This window comes from Nocardioides alkalitolerans DSM 16699 (genome assembly GCF_000426525.1).
Taxonomy (GTDB): Bacteria; Actinomycetota; Actinomycetes; order Propionibacteriales; family Nocardioidaceae; genus Nocardioides; species Nocardioides alkalitolerans.
This window is the reverse complement of sequence record NZ_AUFN01000013.1, coordinates 302,458-318,139: the sequence shown is the minus strand read 5'-3', so window position 1 is coordinate 318,139 and position 15,682 is coordinate 302,458. Positions and strand designations below refer to the sequence as shown.

Below are 15,682 nucleotides of genomic sequence, written 5' to 3'. Positions count from 1 at the left end.
CACGGCTCCTCGACCACCGACGACGGACCGTGGTTTCGAGACGCTCGCTGACGCTCGCTCCTCAACCACCGTTGACGCGGCTCGCTGCGCTCGCGCCTCCTCGACCACCGAACCAGGCTCCTCGATCACCGAAGGCCCCGCCCACCCACCCCCGACGGCACAATGACCACGTGCCCCCGGAGCCCGCCACCCCACCCACCACGCCCCCCGCCCTCGCCGAGCTCGTCGAGGTGATGCGGCGGCTGCGGGCGGAGTGCCCGTGGAAGGCGGAGCAGACGCACCGGTCGCTGGCGCGCTACCTGCTCGAGGAGACCCACGAGGTGCTGGAGGCGCTCGACACCGGCGACACGGTGCTGCTACGCGAGGAGCTCGGCGACCTGCTGCTCCAGGTGCTGTTCCACGCGGCCATCGCCGCGGAGCGCGGCGAGTTCGACATCGACGACGTGGCGCGCGACCTCACCGCGAAGCTGGTGCGCCGCAACCCCCACGTGTTCGCGCCGGCCACGGAGGGCGCGACGGAATCGGAGCCGGCGGGCGAGCCGCTCGACGCCGCCGCCGTCAACGAGTCGTGGGAGGCCGTGAAGGCCACCGAGAAGCAGCGCTCGGGCCCGACGGAGGGTCTCCCGCCGACGCTCCCCGCGCTCCTGTACGCCGACAAGGTGCTCGACCGGCTCGCGCGTGCCGGCACCCCGGTCCGCACCGACCTCGTGGACCCCGCGGACGCCGACCTGGGCGACCGGATGCTGCTCCTCGTCGCCGAGGCGCGGGCGTCCGGGACCGACCCGGAGCAGGCGCTGCGCGACGCCGTACGACGCCTGCTCTGACGACAGCCGCGCCACGGCAGCCCGCCTCGCCGACGGCGGGCCCGGGCTTCGTTAGGCTGACGGCGGTTTTCCTCTCGACGCAGCAGCGTCCCGACCCCAGGAGCACACCCACGTGGCAAGCATCGTCGCCGTCGGCGCCCGCGAGATCCTCGACTCGCGCGGCAACCCCACTGTCGAGGTCGAGGTCCTCCTCGAGGACGGGGTCCTGGGTCGGGCCGCCGTCCCGAGCGGCGCGTCCACGGGCGCGTTCGAGGCGGTCGAGCTGCGCGACGGCGGCGACCGCTACCTCGGCAAGGGCGTCACGAAGGCCATCGACGCGGTGTTCGACCGCATCGGCCCCGCGATCATCGAGCTCGACGCCGACGACCAGCGCCTCATCGACCACACGATGCTGGAGCTCGACGGCACGCCGAACAAGGCGGAGCTCGGCGCCAACGCGATCCTCGGCGTCTCGCTCGCGACCGCCCAGGCGGCGGCGGAGTCGGCCGGTCTCCCGCTCTACAAGTACGTCGGCGGCCCGAACGCCCACGTGCTGCCCGTGCCGATGATGAACATCCTCAACGGCGGCGCGCACGCCGACACGAACGTCGACATCCAGGAGTTCATGGTCGCCCCCATCGGCGCCCCGACCTTCCGCGACGCCCTGCGCACCGGCGCCGAGGTCTACCACGCCCTGAAGTCGGTGCTGAAGAAGCGCGGCCTCGCCACCGGCGTCGGCGACGAGGGCGGCTTCGCGCCCGACCTCGAGTCGAACCGCGCGGCCCTCGACCTCATCGCCGAGGCTGTCGGCGTCGCCGGCTACGAGCTCGGTCGCGACATCGTGCTCGCCCTCGACGTGGCCGCGTCGGAGTTCTGCACCGACGGCGTCTACACCTTCGAGGGCGCGAGCAAGTCGGCCGAGGAGATGACGGCCTACTACGCCGACCTCGTGGCGTCGTACCCGATCGTCTCGATCGAGGACCCGCTGGACGAGGACGACTGGGCCGGCTGGAAGAACATCACCGACGTGCTCGGCGCCAAGACGCAGCTCGTCGGCGACGACCTCTTCGTCACGAACGTCGAGCGCCTGCAGCGCGGCATCACCGGCGGCCAGGCGAACTCGCTGCTCGTCAAGGTCAACCAGATCGGCACGCTGACCGAGACCCTCGACTCCGTCGAGCTGGCGCACCGCAACGGCTACCGCTGCATGATGAGCCACCGCTCGGGCGAGACCGAGGACGTCACCATCGCCGACCTCGCCGTCGCCACGAACTGCGGCCAGATCAAGACCGGTGCCCCCGCCCGCTCGGAGCGCGTCGCGAAGTACAACCAGCTCCTGCGCATCGAGGCCGAGCTCGGCGACGCCGCGCGCTACGCCGGCGCCGGGTCGTTCCCGCGCTACCAGGGCTGAGCGCAGCACCCGCAGGGCCCACACCACCCGCACCACACCGCCGTACGAGAGAGGGAGGACGACCGTGGCCGACGAACGACGCCGCAAGCCGCGGTCGTCCCACCCGCGGTCCCGCACCGGACCGGGCCGCACGCGCCCGGCCGGTCGCGGGGCCCCGTCGGCGGCGCGCCGCCCGAGCGCCCAGCGCCCCACGGCCACGGCCCGTCGACGGCCCCGGGTCACCGGACGGGCGGCGATCCTGCTGCTCGTGCTGGCCGTGCTGACCGTCTCCTACGCCTCGTCGCTGCGCGCCTACCTCACCCAGCGCGACCACCTCGAGGCGCTGCGCTCCGAGATCGACTCCACCCAGGCCGACATCTACGCGCTCGAGCGGGAGAAGCGGCGCTGGCAGGACCCGGCGTACGTCGAGGCGCAGGCCCGGGAGCGGCTCGACTACGTGAACCCCGGCGAGGTGCCGTGGCAGGTCATCGACGAGAACGGTCGCCCGCTCGGCAGCGACAGCTCGCTGTCGGACCCGGCCCGGACCGAGGACGAGGTGCCGACGGCGTGGTGGGACAGCACGTGGGACACGGTGGAGTTCGCCGGCGACCCGCAGGAGGCGGCGGAGGACAACCCGCCGCCCGCAGACGAGATCGAGGCACCGCCCGGCGAGGAGCCGGAGGACCAGGAGTGAGCAGCACGTGAGCGTGTCCGACGCCGACCAGGCCGCCGTGGCCGCCCAGCTGGGCCGGCCGCCCCGCGGCATCGCCGAGGTCGGCCACCGTTGCCCCTGCGGCAACCCCGACGTGGTGACGACCCTGCCGCGGCTGCCCAACGGCACCCCGTTCCCCACGACCTACTACCTCACCTGCCCGCGGGCCGCGTCCCGCATCGGCACGCTCGAGGGCGGCGGCGTGATGAAGCAGATGCAGGACCGGCTCGGCGAGGACGACGACCTCGCCGAGGCCTACCGCGGCGCCCACGAGCGCTACCTGGCCGCGCGTGCCGAGCTCGAGCCGCAGGTGGGCGGCGTGCCCGAGATCGCCGGCATCTCGGCGGGCGGCATGCCCGACCGCGTCAAGTGCCTCCACGTGCTCGCGGGGCAGTCGCTCGCGCAGGGCCGCGGGGTGAACCCGCTCGGCGACGAGGTGCTCGACGCGCTGGGGGAGTGGTGGGCCTCCGGCCCCTGCGTCAGCGCGGAGGCGGGACCGGAGCCGGAGTCAGCGCCGGAGCCGGCGCCGGGACAGCCGGGCGAGACCCCGTCGTGATCGCCGCGATCGACTGCGGCACCAACACCATCAAGCTCTTCGTCGGCGACCCGCCGTCCGCGTTCGTGCGTACGTCGCGGATGGTGCGGCTCGGGCAGGGCGTCGACCGCACCGGGCGGCTCGACGACGCCGCCCTGGCCCGCGCCTTCGCGGCCATCGACGAGTACGCCGAGATCCTCGACCGCGTGCCCGTCGACCGGATCCGGTTCTGCGCCACCTCCGCCACCCGCGACGCCGCGAACGCCGACGTCTTCCGGGCCGGCGTGCTCGCCCGCCTCGGCGTGGAGCCGGAGGTGCTCTCCGGCGCCGAGGAGGCCGCGCTCTCCTTCGCCGGCGCCGTCGGCGCGCTGCGCACCCCGCCGGCCGACCCGCTCCTCGTCGTCGACATCGGCGGCGGCTCCACCGAGCTCGTGCTCGGTGGTGGCGATCCGGCCGTCGCGCGCGCGGCGTCCTCGATGGACGTCGGCTCCGTACGCCTCCACGAGCGCCACCTGCACTCCGACCCGCCGACGCCCGACGAGGTCGCCGCCTGCGTCGCCGACATCGACGCCGCGCTGGACGCCTGCCCCGTGGACCCCGCCGGGGTGGCGCAGGTCGTGTGCGTGGCCGGTACGGCGCTCACCGTCGGCGCGGGGGCGCTCGGGCACGCGGAGTTCGACCCCGCCCGGCTCGACCAGGCCGTGGTGCCGCGGGAGGCCGTCGCGGCCGAGGTGCGACGCCTCGTCCGCCTGACCGTCGCGGAGCGCCGGGCGCTGGGCCACGTGCACGAGGGCCGCGCGGACGTCATCGGTGCCGGCGCCCTCATCCTCGACCGGGTGCTCGCCCACTCCGGGGCCGACGCGATCACCCTGTCGGTCGCCGACATCCTCGACGGCATCGCGCGCTCGCTCACCACCACCTGAGCGGGGCCCCGACGAGCGCCCCGACCCGGGCGGTGCCCGACGGGCGCCGGGCTGAGAGGATGCGCGGGTGACGCAGCACGCCATCACCGTCCTCGGCCATGACCGCCCCGGCATCATCGCCCAGACGACGGCCATCCTCGCCGACCTCGGACTCAACATCGAGGACACCTCGATGACCCTGCTGCGTGGCCACTTCGCCATGACGCTGGTCTGCGCGGGCGGGTCGGACGACGACCGCATCGCCGCCGCCCTCGCGCCCCTGGCCGGCGACGGCACGCTCACCGTGACGGTGCGCGAGGTCTCCGCCGAGGGCGCCGTGGCCGCGTCGGGCACGCCGTACCTGCTCACCGTCCACGGCGGTGACCGCCCCGGCATCGTCTCGACGGTCGTCGCCGTGGTCGCGGAGGTCGGCGGCAACGTCACCGACCTCACCACCCGCCTCTCCGGCGACCTCTACGTGCTGCTCGCCGAGGTCGACCTGCCGACGGACGTCGACGTCGAGGCGCTGCGTACGTCGCTGGGCGAGGCCGCGGGCCGGCTCGGCGTCGGCGTGACGCTGCGAGCCGCGGAGGCCGACGAGCTGTGAGCGCCACCCCCGACCCGTCCGCAGCCGCTGCGGACGGCCTGAACGCGCGCGTCGTCTCCTGGGACGTCGCCGAGCTCGACGTCGAGGGCGTGGTGCGCGACGTCGTCCGCGCCCCGGATCCGGTGCTCTCGACGGTCGGCCCCGAGGTCGACCCCACCTCGGCGGAGACGGTGCAGCTGGCCGCCGACCTCGTCGCCACCATGCGGGTCAGCCCCGGCTGCGTCGGGCTCGCCGCCCCCCAGGTGGGGGTGAGCGCCAAGGTGTTCTGCGTCGACGTCTCGGAGCACCCGAAGACGCGCGGCCACCACGGCACGTTCGTGCTCTGCAACGCGGTCGTCGTGGAGTCGAGCCGCAACGAGAAGGCCCGCGAGGGCTGCATGTCGGTGCCCGACCTCACGGGCGACGTGAAGCGCGCGACCCGCCTGGTCGTGCGCGGTCGGCTGCCGGGCACGGGCGAGGAGGTCGAGCTGAGCACCGGCGCCTTCGAGGCCCGCGCGCTCCAGCACGAGATCGACCACTGCGAGGGCCTGCTGTTCCTCGACCGCGTCGCCGGCGCGCACGCGATCCACCAGCGCAAGACCTATCTCTGAGCCTCCCGACGCGTTCCCGTCCCCTCGCACATTTCACCTGCTGTTTCCTTGGGTGACCGGCGTCGCCGCCATACGGTTGTGCAATGCAACCTTTCTCTCGGGGCCGCACCGAGCCCACCACCTCCCGCCGCTCCCTCCTCGGCATGGCCGGCGCCGGAGCCGTCGCCGCCCCGTTCGCCCTGACGTCGTCGCCCGCGACCGCGTCAGCCGCCCCGGCCGCGCCGGTCGTGCGCCGTACGAGCAGCACCGGCCTGAACGCCACCCAGGCCCACCGTGCCCTCGTCGCCGGCAACCGACGGTTCGTCGACGGGCGCCAGCGCCACCCGCACGAGTCCGCCGCGTGGCGTGACCAGCTCGTCGCGGGCCAGCACCCGTTCGCCGTCGTCCTCTCCTGCGCCGACTCCCGGGTGCCGCCCGAGCTCGTCTTCGACGAGGGCTTCGGCGACCTCTTCGTGGTGCGGTCGGCGGGCGAGGTGCTCGACGACGCGGTGATCGGCAGCGTCGAGTACGCCGTGGAGCACCTCGGGGTGCCCCTCGTCGTGGTGCTGGGCCACGAGGGCTGCGGGGCCGTGAGCGCCACCGTCGACGTGGTCGAGGGCGACGGCCACGCCTACGGGTTCGTCAGCTCGCTGGTGCGCTCGATCGAGCCCGCCGTCTGGTCGGTCCGGGCCGACGGGGGCCCGGACGACGACGCGGCCTTCCTCTCGGCCTGCGTCGCGGCGCAGGCGTCACGCACCGTCGGGCTGCTCACGGAGCGCTCGGTGGTGCTGCGCGACGCCCTCGAGGAGGGCGTGGTGGTGGAGGCGGCGACGTACGACCTCGACGGCGGGCTCGTGCACTGGCTCTGAGCCGTCACTCGGTACGGTGAGCGCCGGTCGCCCGACCTCGGGCGACCGGCGCCCCCGTGTCCCAACCGGCAGAGGAAACCGTCTTAAAAACGGTCCAGGTGTGGGTTCGAGTCCCACCGGGGGCACCGTCAGTCGGCGCAGCGCTCCGCCCACGGCGACGTGGTCGTCGCCCGGATCTGCCGCACCTGCATGCACGTGCGGCCGTCGGCTGCCAGGGGTACGACGAGCGACGTGTCGCTGGTGCGCTCGCCCTGGCCCGTGGCCGGCACCCGGTACTCCCACGTGTCGCTCGCGCGCAGGTCGTCGGTCGTCCAGGCGAACTCGACGCCCCCGGTGACGGGGGTGACCGTCACCGTCGGGGGAGCGGCGGGCGCGTCGGGGGCGATGTCGCCGGGGGTGGTCGAGGCGGCGGCGCTCGGGCCGTCGTCCGGTTCCGCCTCGTCGTCGCCCCCGCCCGGGCGCAGGAAGAGGGCCGCGGCCACGGCGAGCAGCACCACGACGCCGACGACCGTCCACACCAGGCCGCTGCGCGACAGCGGGGCGTCGTCGTCCTCGTCGGGCTCGACGCTGCGGCGCCCGCCCCCCGTCGTACCCCGGTCGACCGACAGCGAGCGCGGGCCCGAGGCCGAGACGACGGTGAGCGGCTTGACCGAGGTGACGTCGGGGTCGAGGGAGGTGCCCGCAGCGGCCCCCGCCCCGCCGGCGGGCGCGTCGCCGCTCACGGTCTCGACGGCGATGGCCGTGCGGGCGTACCCGGCCGCGCTCTCGACCTGCTGCAGCGACCGGGCGAGCTCCAGCGCGGAGCCGGGCCGGTGGGAGGGGTGCTTCGCCATCGCCTGCTGCAGGAGGCGGTCGAGGGCGGGCGGCACGTCGGCCCGGCCGGTCGGCGGGGGCGGGGAGTGCAGGATGCGGGCGCTCAGCGCCGGGGTCGAGTTGTCGCCCTGGGGCACGGCGAACGGGGAGCGCCCGACGAGCAGGTTCCAGATCGTGGCGCCCAGGGAGTAGACGTCGGAGGCCACCGAGCCGTTGGAGCGGCCCTCGAGCAGCTCGGGCGCCGTCCACGGGTAGGAGATCCGGATCTCCGACTCCCGGTGCACGTCGGCGGCACGACCGGCGATGCCGAAGTCGGAGAGGGCCGGCTCCGAGTACGTCGTCACGAGCACGTTGCTCGGCTTGATGTCGCGGTGCAGGATCCCTGCGCGGTGGGCCGTCTCCACGGCGCTGGCGAGCTTCACGCCCGTCGCGACCGCGTCCGGCACCGTCATGGGCTGGGTGCGCACCCGCAGCCCGAGGTCCGGCGGCGGGCAGTAGCGCATCACCAGGTAGGGCCGCGAGCCCTGCTGCGGGCTCGTGATGCCCGCGGTGATCACCGAGACGATGTAGGGGTGGTCGGCGAGGCGCGCCATCGCGTCGGCCTCGGAGGTGAAGAGCTGCTTCTCCCGGTCCGTCAGCGGCACGTCGGGCCGCACGACCTTGATCGCGACCCGCTGCCGCGGCCACTGCTGCTCGTAGAGGAACACGTGGGCGAAGCCGCCGCTGCCCAGGTGCTGCAGGTAGGTGAAGCCCGGGATCTCGGGGCCGCTCATCGGTCGCCTCCCTGCGGCGCGTCGGGGTCGGGAGCGGGGAACGGGTCGTCGAGCACCTCGAACGACACCTCGTAGACGTCGGCGAGGTCGAGCACGTGGCCGGGCTCCAGCACGTAGTCCTCGGACGGCCGGAGCCGCTCGCCGGGTCGGCCCGGCACGTAGCGCGTCGTGCCTCCCCGGGAGCCGAGGTCGCGGGCCACGACGTGCCACCCGTCGAGCACCACCTCGAGGTGGGAGCGGGAGAGGTACGTCGAGTCGGCCGGCAGGTGCACGAGGTGCGGCCACTGCTCCGACCCCGGCACGGGGGAGGGGCGACGGCCCAGGACGACGCCCCGGTCGAGCGGCACCACCTCGCCCGTCGGCAGGCGCAGCACCCCCAGCGGCGGGCGCGGCAGCCGCTGCGGGTCGCCCGACGGCACCGCCCGACCGCAGAAGAGGCAGACCGGCGAGGTGGTCGACGTGACGTGGCCGACCGGGCACCGCAGCGCGAGCACCGTCTCGGACGTGCCCTGGCTGAGCTGGGGGGCGGGCTCCGGGGCGGGCTCCGGGGCGGGCTCCGGGCGGTGGACCGTGGCGCCGTCGTGGTCGGCGGAGGCGGACGACGGGGGCGTGCGGCGCACCGCGGTCGAGCCCGGCGCCGCGCCGCCCCCGGCGGGCTCCGAGGTGTCGACCACGCTGAACCCGGCGCCGGCGGGCACGTCGGGACCGCGCGCCGCGAGGATCTCCGGCGGGATCTCGGTGACGACGTCGCCGGGCGGGGGACCGAGGTCGGGCGTGCCCACGGCGCGGACGGGGCGACCGCCGCCCGGGCGGGCGAGGGCGGTGGGAGCGACGGCGGCGGGGGCGGCGGTGGGGGCGCGTCGTACCCGGGCGCCCGACGCGCCCACGGTGCCCGCCCGGAGGAGCCCGGTGGGTGCGGCCGTCGGACCGCCCAGGCCCAGGACGACCTCGTCGGCCGTCTCGCTCGTGCGGCCCCGCCCGTGGGTCGCCCGGCGGTAGGCGTGCTCGGTGACGTCGACCGCCGCGAGGTCGGGGAGGGCGTCGCCGTACGACGCGGCGAGCGTCGCCGTCCAGCGGTCGAGGGCGTCGGGGTGGCCGGCGTCGGCCCACAGCCGTGCGACGAGCGCGGTGGCCGACGGGCCCTCGGCCGGGAACGGGAGGTCGACCAGGAGCCAGCGGGCGCCGTCCCCGAGGAGCAGGCGGTCACCGACGGCGTACGTCGCCTCGGCGACGCCGAGCGCGTCGTCCTGCCCGCCGTGCGGCACGGTCCACCCCCTTCCGCGGACACCGATCCCCCGGGTCGCAGCGCCCATTGTGGACCGTCGCCGTCCGCGACGGGCGACGACCTCGGGATCCGGCCCCCGGGATGTCGGTCGGGTGATCTACCCTCCTCCCGTTACCTGCCGAGCAGAGCGGGCGTGGGGGAATGTCGACGAGGGGCACCGAGGCCGGACGGGGGCGTCGCCGGGCAGCACTGGCGAGCTACCTGGCGCTGGCGCTTGCCGCCACGGCCTTCGTCGTCTACGCCGCCTCCGCCGACGGCGTCGACTCCCACGAGGCCGACCTCAACGACGGCGGCGTCTGGGTCACCAACAACACCGACAGCATGTACGGCCGGGTGAACAAGCCCATCGGCCAGATCGACAGCGCGCTCTTCGCCCAGCTCGACGCGCGGCTCGACATCGTGCAGGACGGCGCGGCCGTCATCGGCTTCAACAGCTCCGCCGGCGTGCTCGCCCCGCTCGACCCCGCCACCGTGCAGCACCCCGAGGGCGAGCAGGCGTCGGTGGGCCCCGGGTCGCAGGTGCGGCTCGCCGGTGGCACGGCCGCCGTGCTCGACCCGACCGCCGGCGCCGTGTGGGTGCAGCGGATGGGCGCCGACGCGCCGTACGCGCCCGTGGCCACCCTCGACGCCCAGGCCACGCCCGCCGCCGAGCTGGCCGGTGCGTCGTCGCTGGCCGTCGGCACCGACGGCACCACCTGGGTGCTCGCCGCCGGCGAGTCGACCCTCACGCGCCTCGACCCGGCCGGCACCGGCGTCGCCGACCCCGCCACCGACGAGCTCGACGCCACGCTGGGGGAGCAGTCCGTCGTCACGGCGGTCGGCGGCCTCGCCGTGGTGCTCGACCCCGACGCGGGCCGGCTGCTCGTGCCCGGGGCCGGCGACGGTGCGCTCGAGGTCGACCTCGCCGACGAGCTGTCGGGCGAGGTCGTGCTCCAGCAGGCGGGCCCCGGCGCCGACGGCGTGCTGGTGGCCGACGGCACCCGGCTCCTCGAGGTCGACCTCACCGACGGCGCCGTGACCGAGGTGGCGGCCACGGGGGGCGGCACACCGACCCCGCCCGTGCGCCTGGGCGCGTGCCGGTACGGCGCCTGGTCGGGCGACGCCGCGGCCGTCGCGACCCAGTGCGGCGACCTGGGCGACGAGGGCCGGGTGGCCGGGCTCGCCACCACGGCCACCGACCTCGTCTTCCGCGTGAACCGCGGCGAGATCCTCCTCAACGACCGCCTCACGGGGGCGGTGTGGGACATCGACTCCGACCAGCCCGCGCGCCTCGACAACTGGGACGCGTTCCGGGAGCGCACCACCGACGAGGACGACAACGAGGAGAACGAGACCGAGAGCGACGGCGACCGGCGCCCGCCCGTCGCGAACGACGACGCGTTCGGCGCCCGTCCGGGCCAGACGGCCGTGCTCCACCCGCTCGACAACGACACCGCCCCCGAGGGCCGGCTGCTGTCGATCCGGTCGGTCGACGCGCCCGTCGGCAACGACGTCGACCTCACCGTGAGCCCCGACGGCCAGACCGTCCAGATCCGCCTCCCCGAGGGCGCGGCGCCCACGACCACGTTCGGCTACACCATCGACGACGGCCGCGCCGACGTCTCGGCGAGCGCCACGGTGACCGTCGAGACGCGCACCGCGGGGGAGAACAACGCGCCCCAGCTGCGCGAGCTCGCGCCCGTGCGCGACTGGGTCGTGCCCGTCGGCGGCGTGCTCGACCTGCCGGTGCTGCCCGACTGGCGTGACCGCCTCGACTCCGACCCGCTGACGCTCACGACGGCCGTGGTGGGCGGCGACCCCACCGGCACGACGATCGCCCGCCCCACCGCCGACGGGCGCATCCGGTTCGAGGCCGGCTACACGGCCGGCGTGCGGAGCGTGCGCTACGAGGTCTCCGACGGGGTCGGCGAGACGGTCGCCGGCGAGCTCGACGTCCGGGTGCAGGACTCGAGCGAGCGCACACCGGTCTCGCCGGTCGCGGAGCCCGACGTCGTCAGCGGTGAGGTCGGCGAGCCCATCACGATCCGGCCGCTCGCCAACGACCTGCCGGGCTCCGACCCGGGCACGCCCGACGCCGAGCTCGCCCTGGCCGGACCCGCCCAGGGCACGGGCGACGCCGTGGTCGAGACCGACCTCGCGGGCGGCACGCTCTCGTTCCGGGCGCCCCGCGCCACGACCTACTTCCTCGACTACGGCCTCGCCTACGGCAACGCGGCGCCGGTCGAGGGCCGCATCCGCGTCGACGTGGCAGCGCCGCGCAACCCGCCCGCCGTACCGGTCGCCATGCCCGACCAGCTCACGCTGCACGGGCAGGCCGCGAGCATCGTCGACGTGCTCGCCAACGACGTCGACCCGCGCGGCGGCCTCCTCGTCGTGCAGACCGCGACCGCCCGCACGGCCGACCAGCTCGACGTCGCGGTCGTCGACGGCCGGTGGCTGCGCATCGCCGCGCAGGAGAGCGAGCTGCAGCCCAACCCGCAGGTCGTCTCCTACACGATCAGCAACGGCGCGGGGGCCGAGGTCGAGGGCGAGGTCGTCGTCAGCCAGCGCCCGGTGCCCGACGACACCGCGCCCGTGACCCAGACCGACCGGCTCGTCATCCGGTCGGGCGCGGTCGCGACGGTGCCCGTGCTCGACAACGACTTCAGCCCGTCCGGAGAGACCCTCACGCTCGTGCCCGAGGCCGAGGGCCTGCCGCGCGGCGAGCTCGCCGCGGTCTCCGTCGACGGCACCGTGGCGGACGTCGGCCGTGCCTTCGTCTCGGGCCGCCAGGTGCGCTACGTCGCCCCGTCGGGGCTCACCGAGCCGCTCTCGCTGCAGGTCACCTACCTCGCGGGCAACGCGGCGGGGGAGCGGTCGCCCGGACGCATCGAGGTCACGGTCATCCCGGCCGCCGCCGTCAACCGGCCCCCGGAGCCGCCCACCCTGGAGGGCCGCACGGTTGCCGGCGAGCGGCTGGTCATCCGGCTCCCGGGCGGCGGCGTGGACCCCGACGGCGACGCGGTGACGGTCACCGGCATCGCGAGCGCCCCCGCGCTGGGCCGCGTGCTGCGGTACGGCGCCAACTCGCTCGAGTACCAGGCCTACCCGGGCGCCGGCGGCGGCACCGACGAGTTCGCCTACACCGTCGTCGACCCGAGCGGCGAGGAGGCGTCCGGCACCGTCCGGGTGGCCGTCGTGCCCCCGGGCGACTCGCAGCCCCCGCTGGCCGTCGACGACGTCGCGACCGTGGAGCCGGGCCGCGACCTGCGGGTCGACGTGCTCTCCAACGACGTGACGGCCCCCGGCGACCGGGTGACCGTGGAGCTCGTCGACCCGCCCGAGGGCGTCAGCCTCGACTCCGCGTCCGGACCGCTCCGGGTGAGCGCGCCCACCGAGCCGGGTGCGGTCGTGGAGGCCGTCTACGAGATCAGCAACGGCCTCGCGTCCTCGCGCGCGACGGTGACGGTGCGCACGGCGTCGCCGTACAACAACCCGCCCGTCGTGTACGACGCGTTCGGCGAGGCCGACGCGGGCGAGTCGGTGGGCGTCGACGTGCTCGAGGAGGCCTTCGACCCCGACGGTCCCGACGACGGGCTCGTGGTCACCGACGTCTTCGCCCCCGACGGCGTCGTCGCGACCACCGACGGCCGCGCCGTCGAGGTCACCCGGTCGGCCCACCCCGTGGTCGTCGGCTTCCGCGTCGAGGACGCCGACGGCGGTGCGGCCGTGGCGTCGCTGTTCGTCCCTGCGGCCCTCGACGGGGCTCCGTACCTGCGGGAGGACGGGGTCATCCGGGTCGGCTCGGGCCAGAGCACGAGCGAGCAGCTCGGCGAGTACGTCGTCGACCCCTCCGGCGGCGAGGTGTCCTTCACGCTCACGGACCGCATCTGGACCTCCCCGGCCGCCGAGGTGTCCGTCGAGATCACGGGCGACCAGACCTTCGACGTCCAGGCGGTCGACGGCTACCGCGGGCCGGCCGCCGTGGTCGCCGAGGTCACGACCGGCTCGGGCGTCGACGACCCCGAGGGCGTGCGCGCCTTCGTCTCGATCCCGGTGCAGGTCGGTGACGCCGTCCCGATCCTCAGCTGCCCCACGGCGCCGGTCGAGGTCGTGCAGGGGCGCGAGATCGCGCTCGACGTGGCCGTCCGCTGCCACGTCTGGACCTCCGACCCGACGGAGGAGCTGTCGTTCGACTCCGACTGGGAGACCTCGGTCGACGGTCTGTCGATCATCGAGGCGAGCGGTCCCGTCGTCACGGTGAGCGCCGCCGCGAACGCCGCCCCGGGCTCGGAGGCCCAGCTGTCCCTCACCTCGGGCGACAGCGACCCGGGCCTGCTCACGGTGCGGGTCGTCGAGGCCCCGCGGCCGCGGATGGCCCCGGTGAACGTCTCCGACATGCGAGCCGGCGAGGAGCGCACGATCGAGCTGGCGCCCTACCTGCGGTCCGGGGTCGACGACCCGGAGCCCACGCTGGTGGAGGTCACCGAGGCCACGCCGATCGAGGGCGTGGAGGCGTCCCGCGACGGCAGCAGCGGCCTGAGGATCAGCACGGCCGACCGGGTCGACGGCGTGGCCGAGTTCCGCGTCACGATGAGCGACGTCGCCGACGGCGGGCCCGAGCGGCAGGTCGAGGGCACGGTGCGGGTCGAGATCCTCGACCGCCCCGACACGCCGGCCGCCCCGGTCCCCGTGCCGGGCGTCCGCAGCCAGGAGGTGGGCCTCCAGTGGGTCGCCCCCGAGGCGAACGGGGCCCCGGTCCGCCGCTACGAGGTGCGCCACGCCGGCGGCACCCAGGTCTGCCCGGCCGCGCGCTGCGACATCGTCGGCCTCACCAACGGCGAGGCCTACACGTTCGAGGTGCGCGCGGAGAACGCCATCGGCTGGTCGGACTGGAGCCCGGCGTCGGCCGCGGCCACGCCCGACGCCCCGCCCGGCGCGGTCGGCGGCATCGCGATGGTCGCGCGGGGCGACGGCACGATCACCCTGCGCTGGACCGAGCCCACCACCGAGACGTCCGCGATCGAGCGCTACTACGTGCAGTGGCCCGGCGGCCAGCGCCAGGTGGCCACGCCCGAGGTGGTCGTCACCGGGCTCGACAACAACCGCACCTACCAGTTCCGCATCTCGGCCGAGAACGCGTACGACGAGGGCCCCGCGACCGCGAGCGCCGTGCTCCAGTCCATCGGCGCGCCCGGTACGCCGGCCGCTCCGACGGTGGAGGACCGCCGGACGCCGGGCGACGCGGGGGCCATCGAGCTCTCGTGGGCCGCCGTCGACGCCAACGGTCCGACCCCCGTGCTCTACACGGTGCGCCGCGACGGCGCGCCGCTCGCCCAGTGCACCAACCTCACCTCCACGCGCTGCGTCGACTCGGGCCTCACCTACGACGGCACCACCTACTCCTACGACGTCACCGCGACGAACAACAACGGGCTCGAGGACGCCGTGTCGTCCACCGGCCCGGCGGCCACGTGGACGGCCGTCGGCACGCCGGCCGAGTGGGGCGACTGGTCGATCGAGCCCACGGGCCAGGACGGCCAGGCGCGCGTGCGGGCCACGGTGCCGAGCTCGCGCGGGGGGGCGTCCCGGGTGACGATCGTCGCCGGGGGAGCGACCCGCTTCGAGCAGGACGTGCGCGGCGGGCTCGACACGACGATCTCCGGGCTCTCGAACGGCGGCCCGACGTCGGCGTACCTGCGGGTCTGCAACGAGAGCGGGGCCTGCTCGCAGTCGGGCACCCGCTCGGTGCAGACCTACGGGCCGCTGCGGCAGGAGCACCTCGTCTCGGTCGACCCGATCGTCGACGGCAACTCCGTCCGGTTCCGCATCCGGGTGAACACGAACGGCGACCCGGCCCAGGTGCTCGTCGACCAGTCCTACGACGGCGGCGACGGCGGGGCGGGCGCCACGACGACGCGCACCTACGAGGCGAACAGCGTCGGCGCGTGGGAGGTGACGACCAGCGCGCAGGACGGCGGGTTCAACTCGCGGCACCGGATCGCCGTGCGACTGCAGGACAACGCGCCGGGCCGCGGCCCGGTGACGGCCACGGCCGAGGTGCGCACCCAGCGGCGTCCCGACCCGACGGTGGCCGTCAGCCGGGGCGACGCATGCCGCGACCGCACCGCCAACCCGTGCCGCAGCCGTCCGTCCGACGGCTCCGAGTGCCTGGTCGACTCGTGCGGGCGCATCGTCATCTCGATGGAGGGCTTCACCTCCAACCAGACCTGCACGATCAACACCAACACCGGCGGCGGGTTCGGCCAGAAGGGCCCGTACGGCAACGGCCGGCACCAGACCAGCGCCTACTACGGCTTCCCGGGCGGCTGGGTGACCGCCACCTGCGGCGGCATCACGAGCCCCCGCTACACCTGGCCGTAGCCCCGCCCCGCCCGCACGCCGCCACCCCCGCAGCCCGACCGCACCCCGAACCCGAGGACCC

General features: G+C 75.4%; 11 protein-coding genes and 1 tRNA gene. 10 read left to right on the top strand and 2 right to left on the bottom strand.

The features are described from left to right. Positions 1-170: 170 nt before the first annotated feature. The 9 genes from K329_RS26745 (at position 171) to K329_RS0113440 (ending at position 6,512) form a co-directional block, all read left to right on the top strand. Complete coding sequence (locus tag K329_RS26745; protein ID WP_052336856.1) at positions 171-824, top strand: nucleoside triphosphate pyrophosphohydrolase; 654 nt, start codon at positions 171-173, stop codon at positions 822-824. Positions 825-936: 112 nt separating this feature from the next. Further along, entirely contained in the window at positions 937-2,214 is a 1,278-nt protein-coding gene (gene eno / locus K329_RS0113475) for a phosphopyruvate hydratase (protein WP_028473461.1), read from the top strand. 64 nt (positions 2,215-2,278) lie between these two features. Beyond that, positions 2,279-2,887 carry an FtsB family cell division protein gene (locus tag K329_RS31940; protein WP_052336855.1) on the top strand — a complete coding sequence of 203 codons (609 nt, stop codon included), beginning with the start codon at positions 2,279-2,281 and terminating at the stop codon, positions 2,885-2,887. A gap of 7 nt (positions 2,888-2,894) precedes the next feature. Beyond that, entirely contained in the window at positions 2,895-3,461 is a 567-nt protein-coding gene (locus K329_RS0113465; protein WP_028473459.1) for a DUF501 domain-containing protein, read from the top strand. Further along, on the top strand, positions 3,458-4,363 hold the full coding sequence (locus tag K329_RS0113460) for a Ppx/GppA phosphatase family protein (protein WP_245596558.1): 906 nt from the start codon (positions 3,458-3,460) through the stop codon (positions 4,361-4,363). The genes K329_RS0113465 and K329_RS0113460 overlap by 4 nt, the downstream gene beginning before the upstream one ends. 67 nt (positions 4,364-4,430) lie before the next feature. After that, on the top strand, positions 4,431-4,949 hold the full coding sequence (locus K329_RS0113455; protein ID WP_028473457.1) for a glycine cleavage system transcriptional repressor: 519 nt from the start codon (positions 4,431-4,433) through the stop codon (positions 4,947-4,949). Next, a complete protein-coding gene (locus K329_RS0113450; protein WP_245596557.1) occupies positions 4,946-5,539 on the top strand; it encodes a peptide deformylase in 594 nt (197 codons plus the stop codon). The genes K329_RS0113455 and K329_RS0113450 overlap by 4 nt, the downstream gene beginning before the upstream one ends. An 83-nt stretch (positions 5,540-5,622) precedes the next feature. Next, complete coding sequence (locus K329_RS0113445) at positions 5,623-6,387, top strand: carbonic anhydrase (RefSeq protein WP_052336854.1); 765 nt, start codon at positions 5,623-5,625, stop codon at positions 6,385-6,387. Positions 6,388-6,437: 50 nt separating this feature from the next. Next, positions 6,438-6,512: transfer RNA gene (locus tag K329_RS0113440), tRNA-Leu, on the top strand. Positions 6,513-6,515: 3 nt separating this feature from the next. Here the strand turns inward: K329_RS0113440 and K329_RS26740 are convergent. After that, entirely contained in the window at positions 6,516-7,973 is a 1,458-nt protein-coding gene (locus K329_RS26740; RefSeq protein WP_043643449.1) for a serine/threonine-protein kinase, read from the bottom strand. Next, entirely contained in the window at positions 7,970-9,238 is a 1,269-nt protein-coding gene (locus K329_RS0113430) for an FHA domain-containing protein (RefSeq protein ID WP_028473454.1), read from the bottom strand. The genes K329_RS26740 and K329_RS0113430 overlap by 4 nt, the downstream gene beginning before the upstream one ends. 161 nt (positions 9,239-9,399) lie before the next feature. On the opposite strand from K329_RS0113430, the gene K329_RS0113425 reads away from it, so the two are divergent. Continuing rightward, positions 9,400-15,621: an Ig-like domain-containing protein gene (locus K329_RS0113425; RefSeq protein WP_052336853.1), complete on the top strand. Its 6,222-nt coding sequence runs from the start codon at positions 9,400-9,402 to the stop codon at positions 15,619-15,621. Positions 15,622-15,682 lie beyond the last annotated feature (61 nt).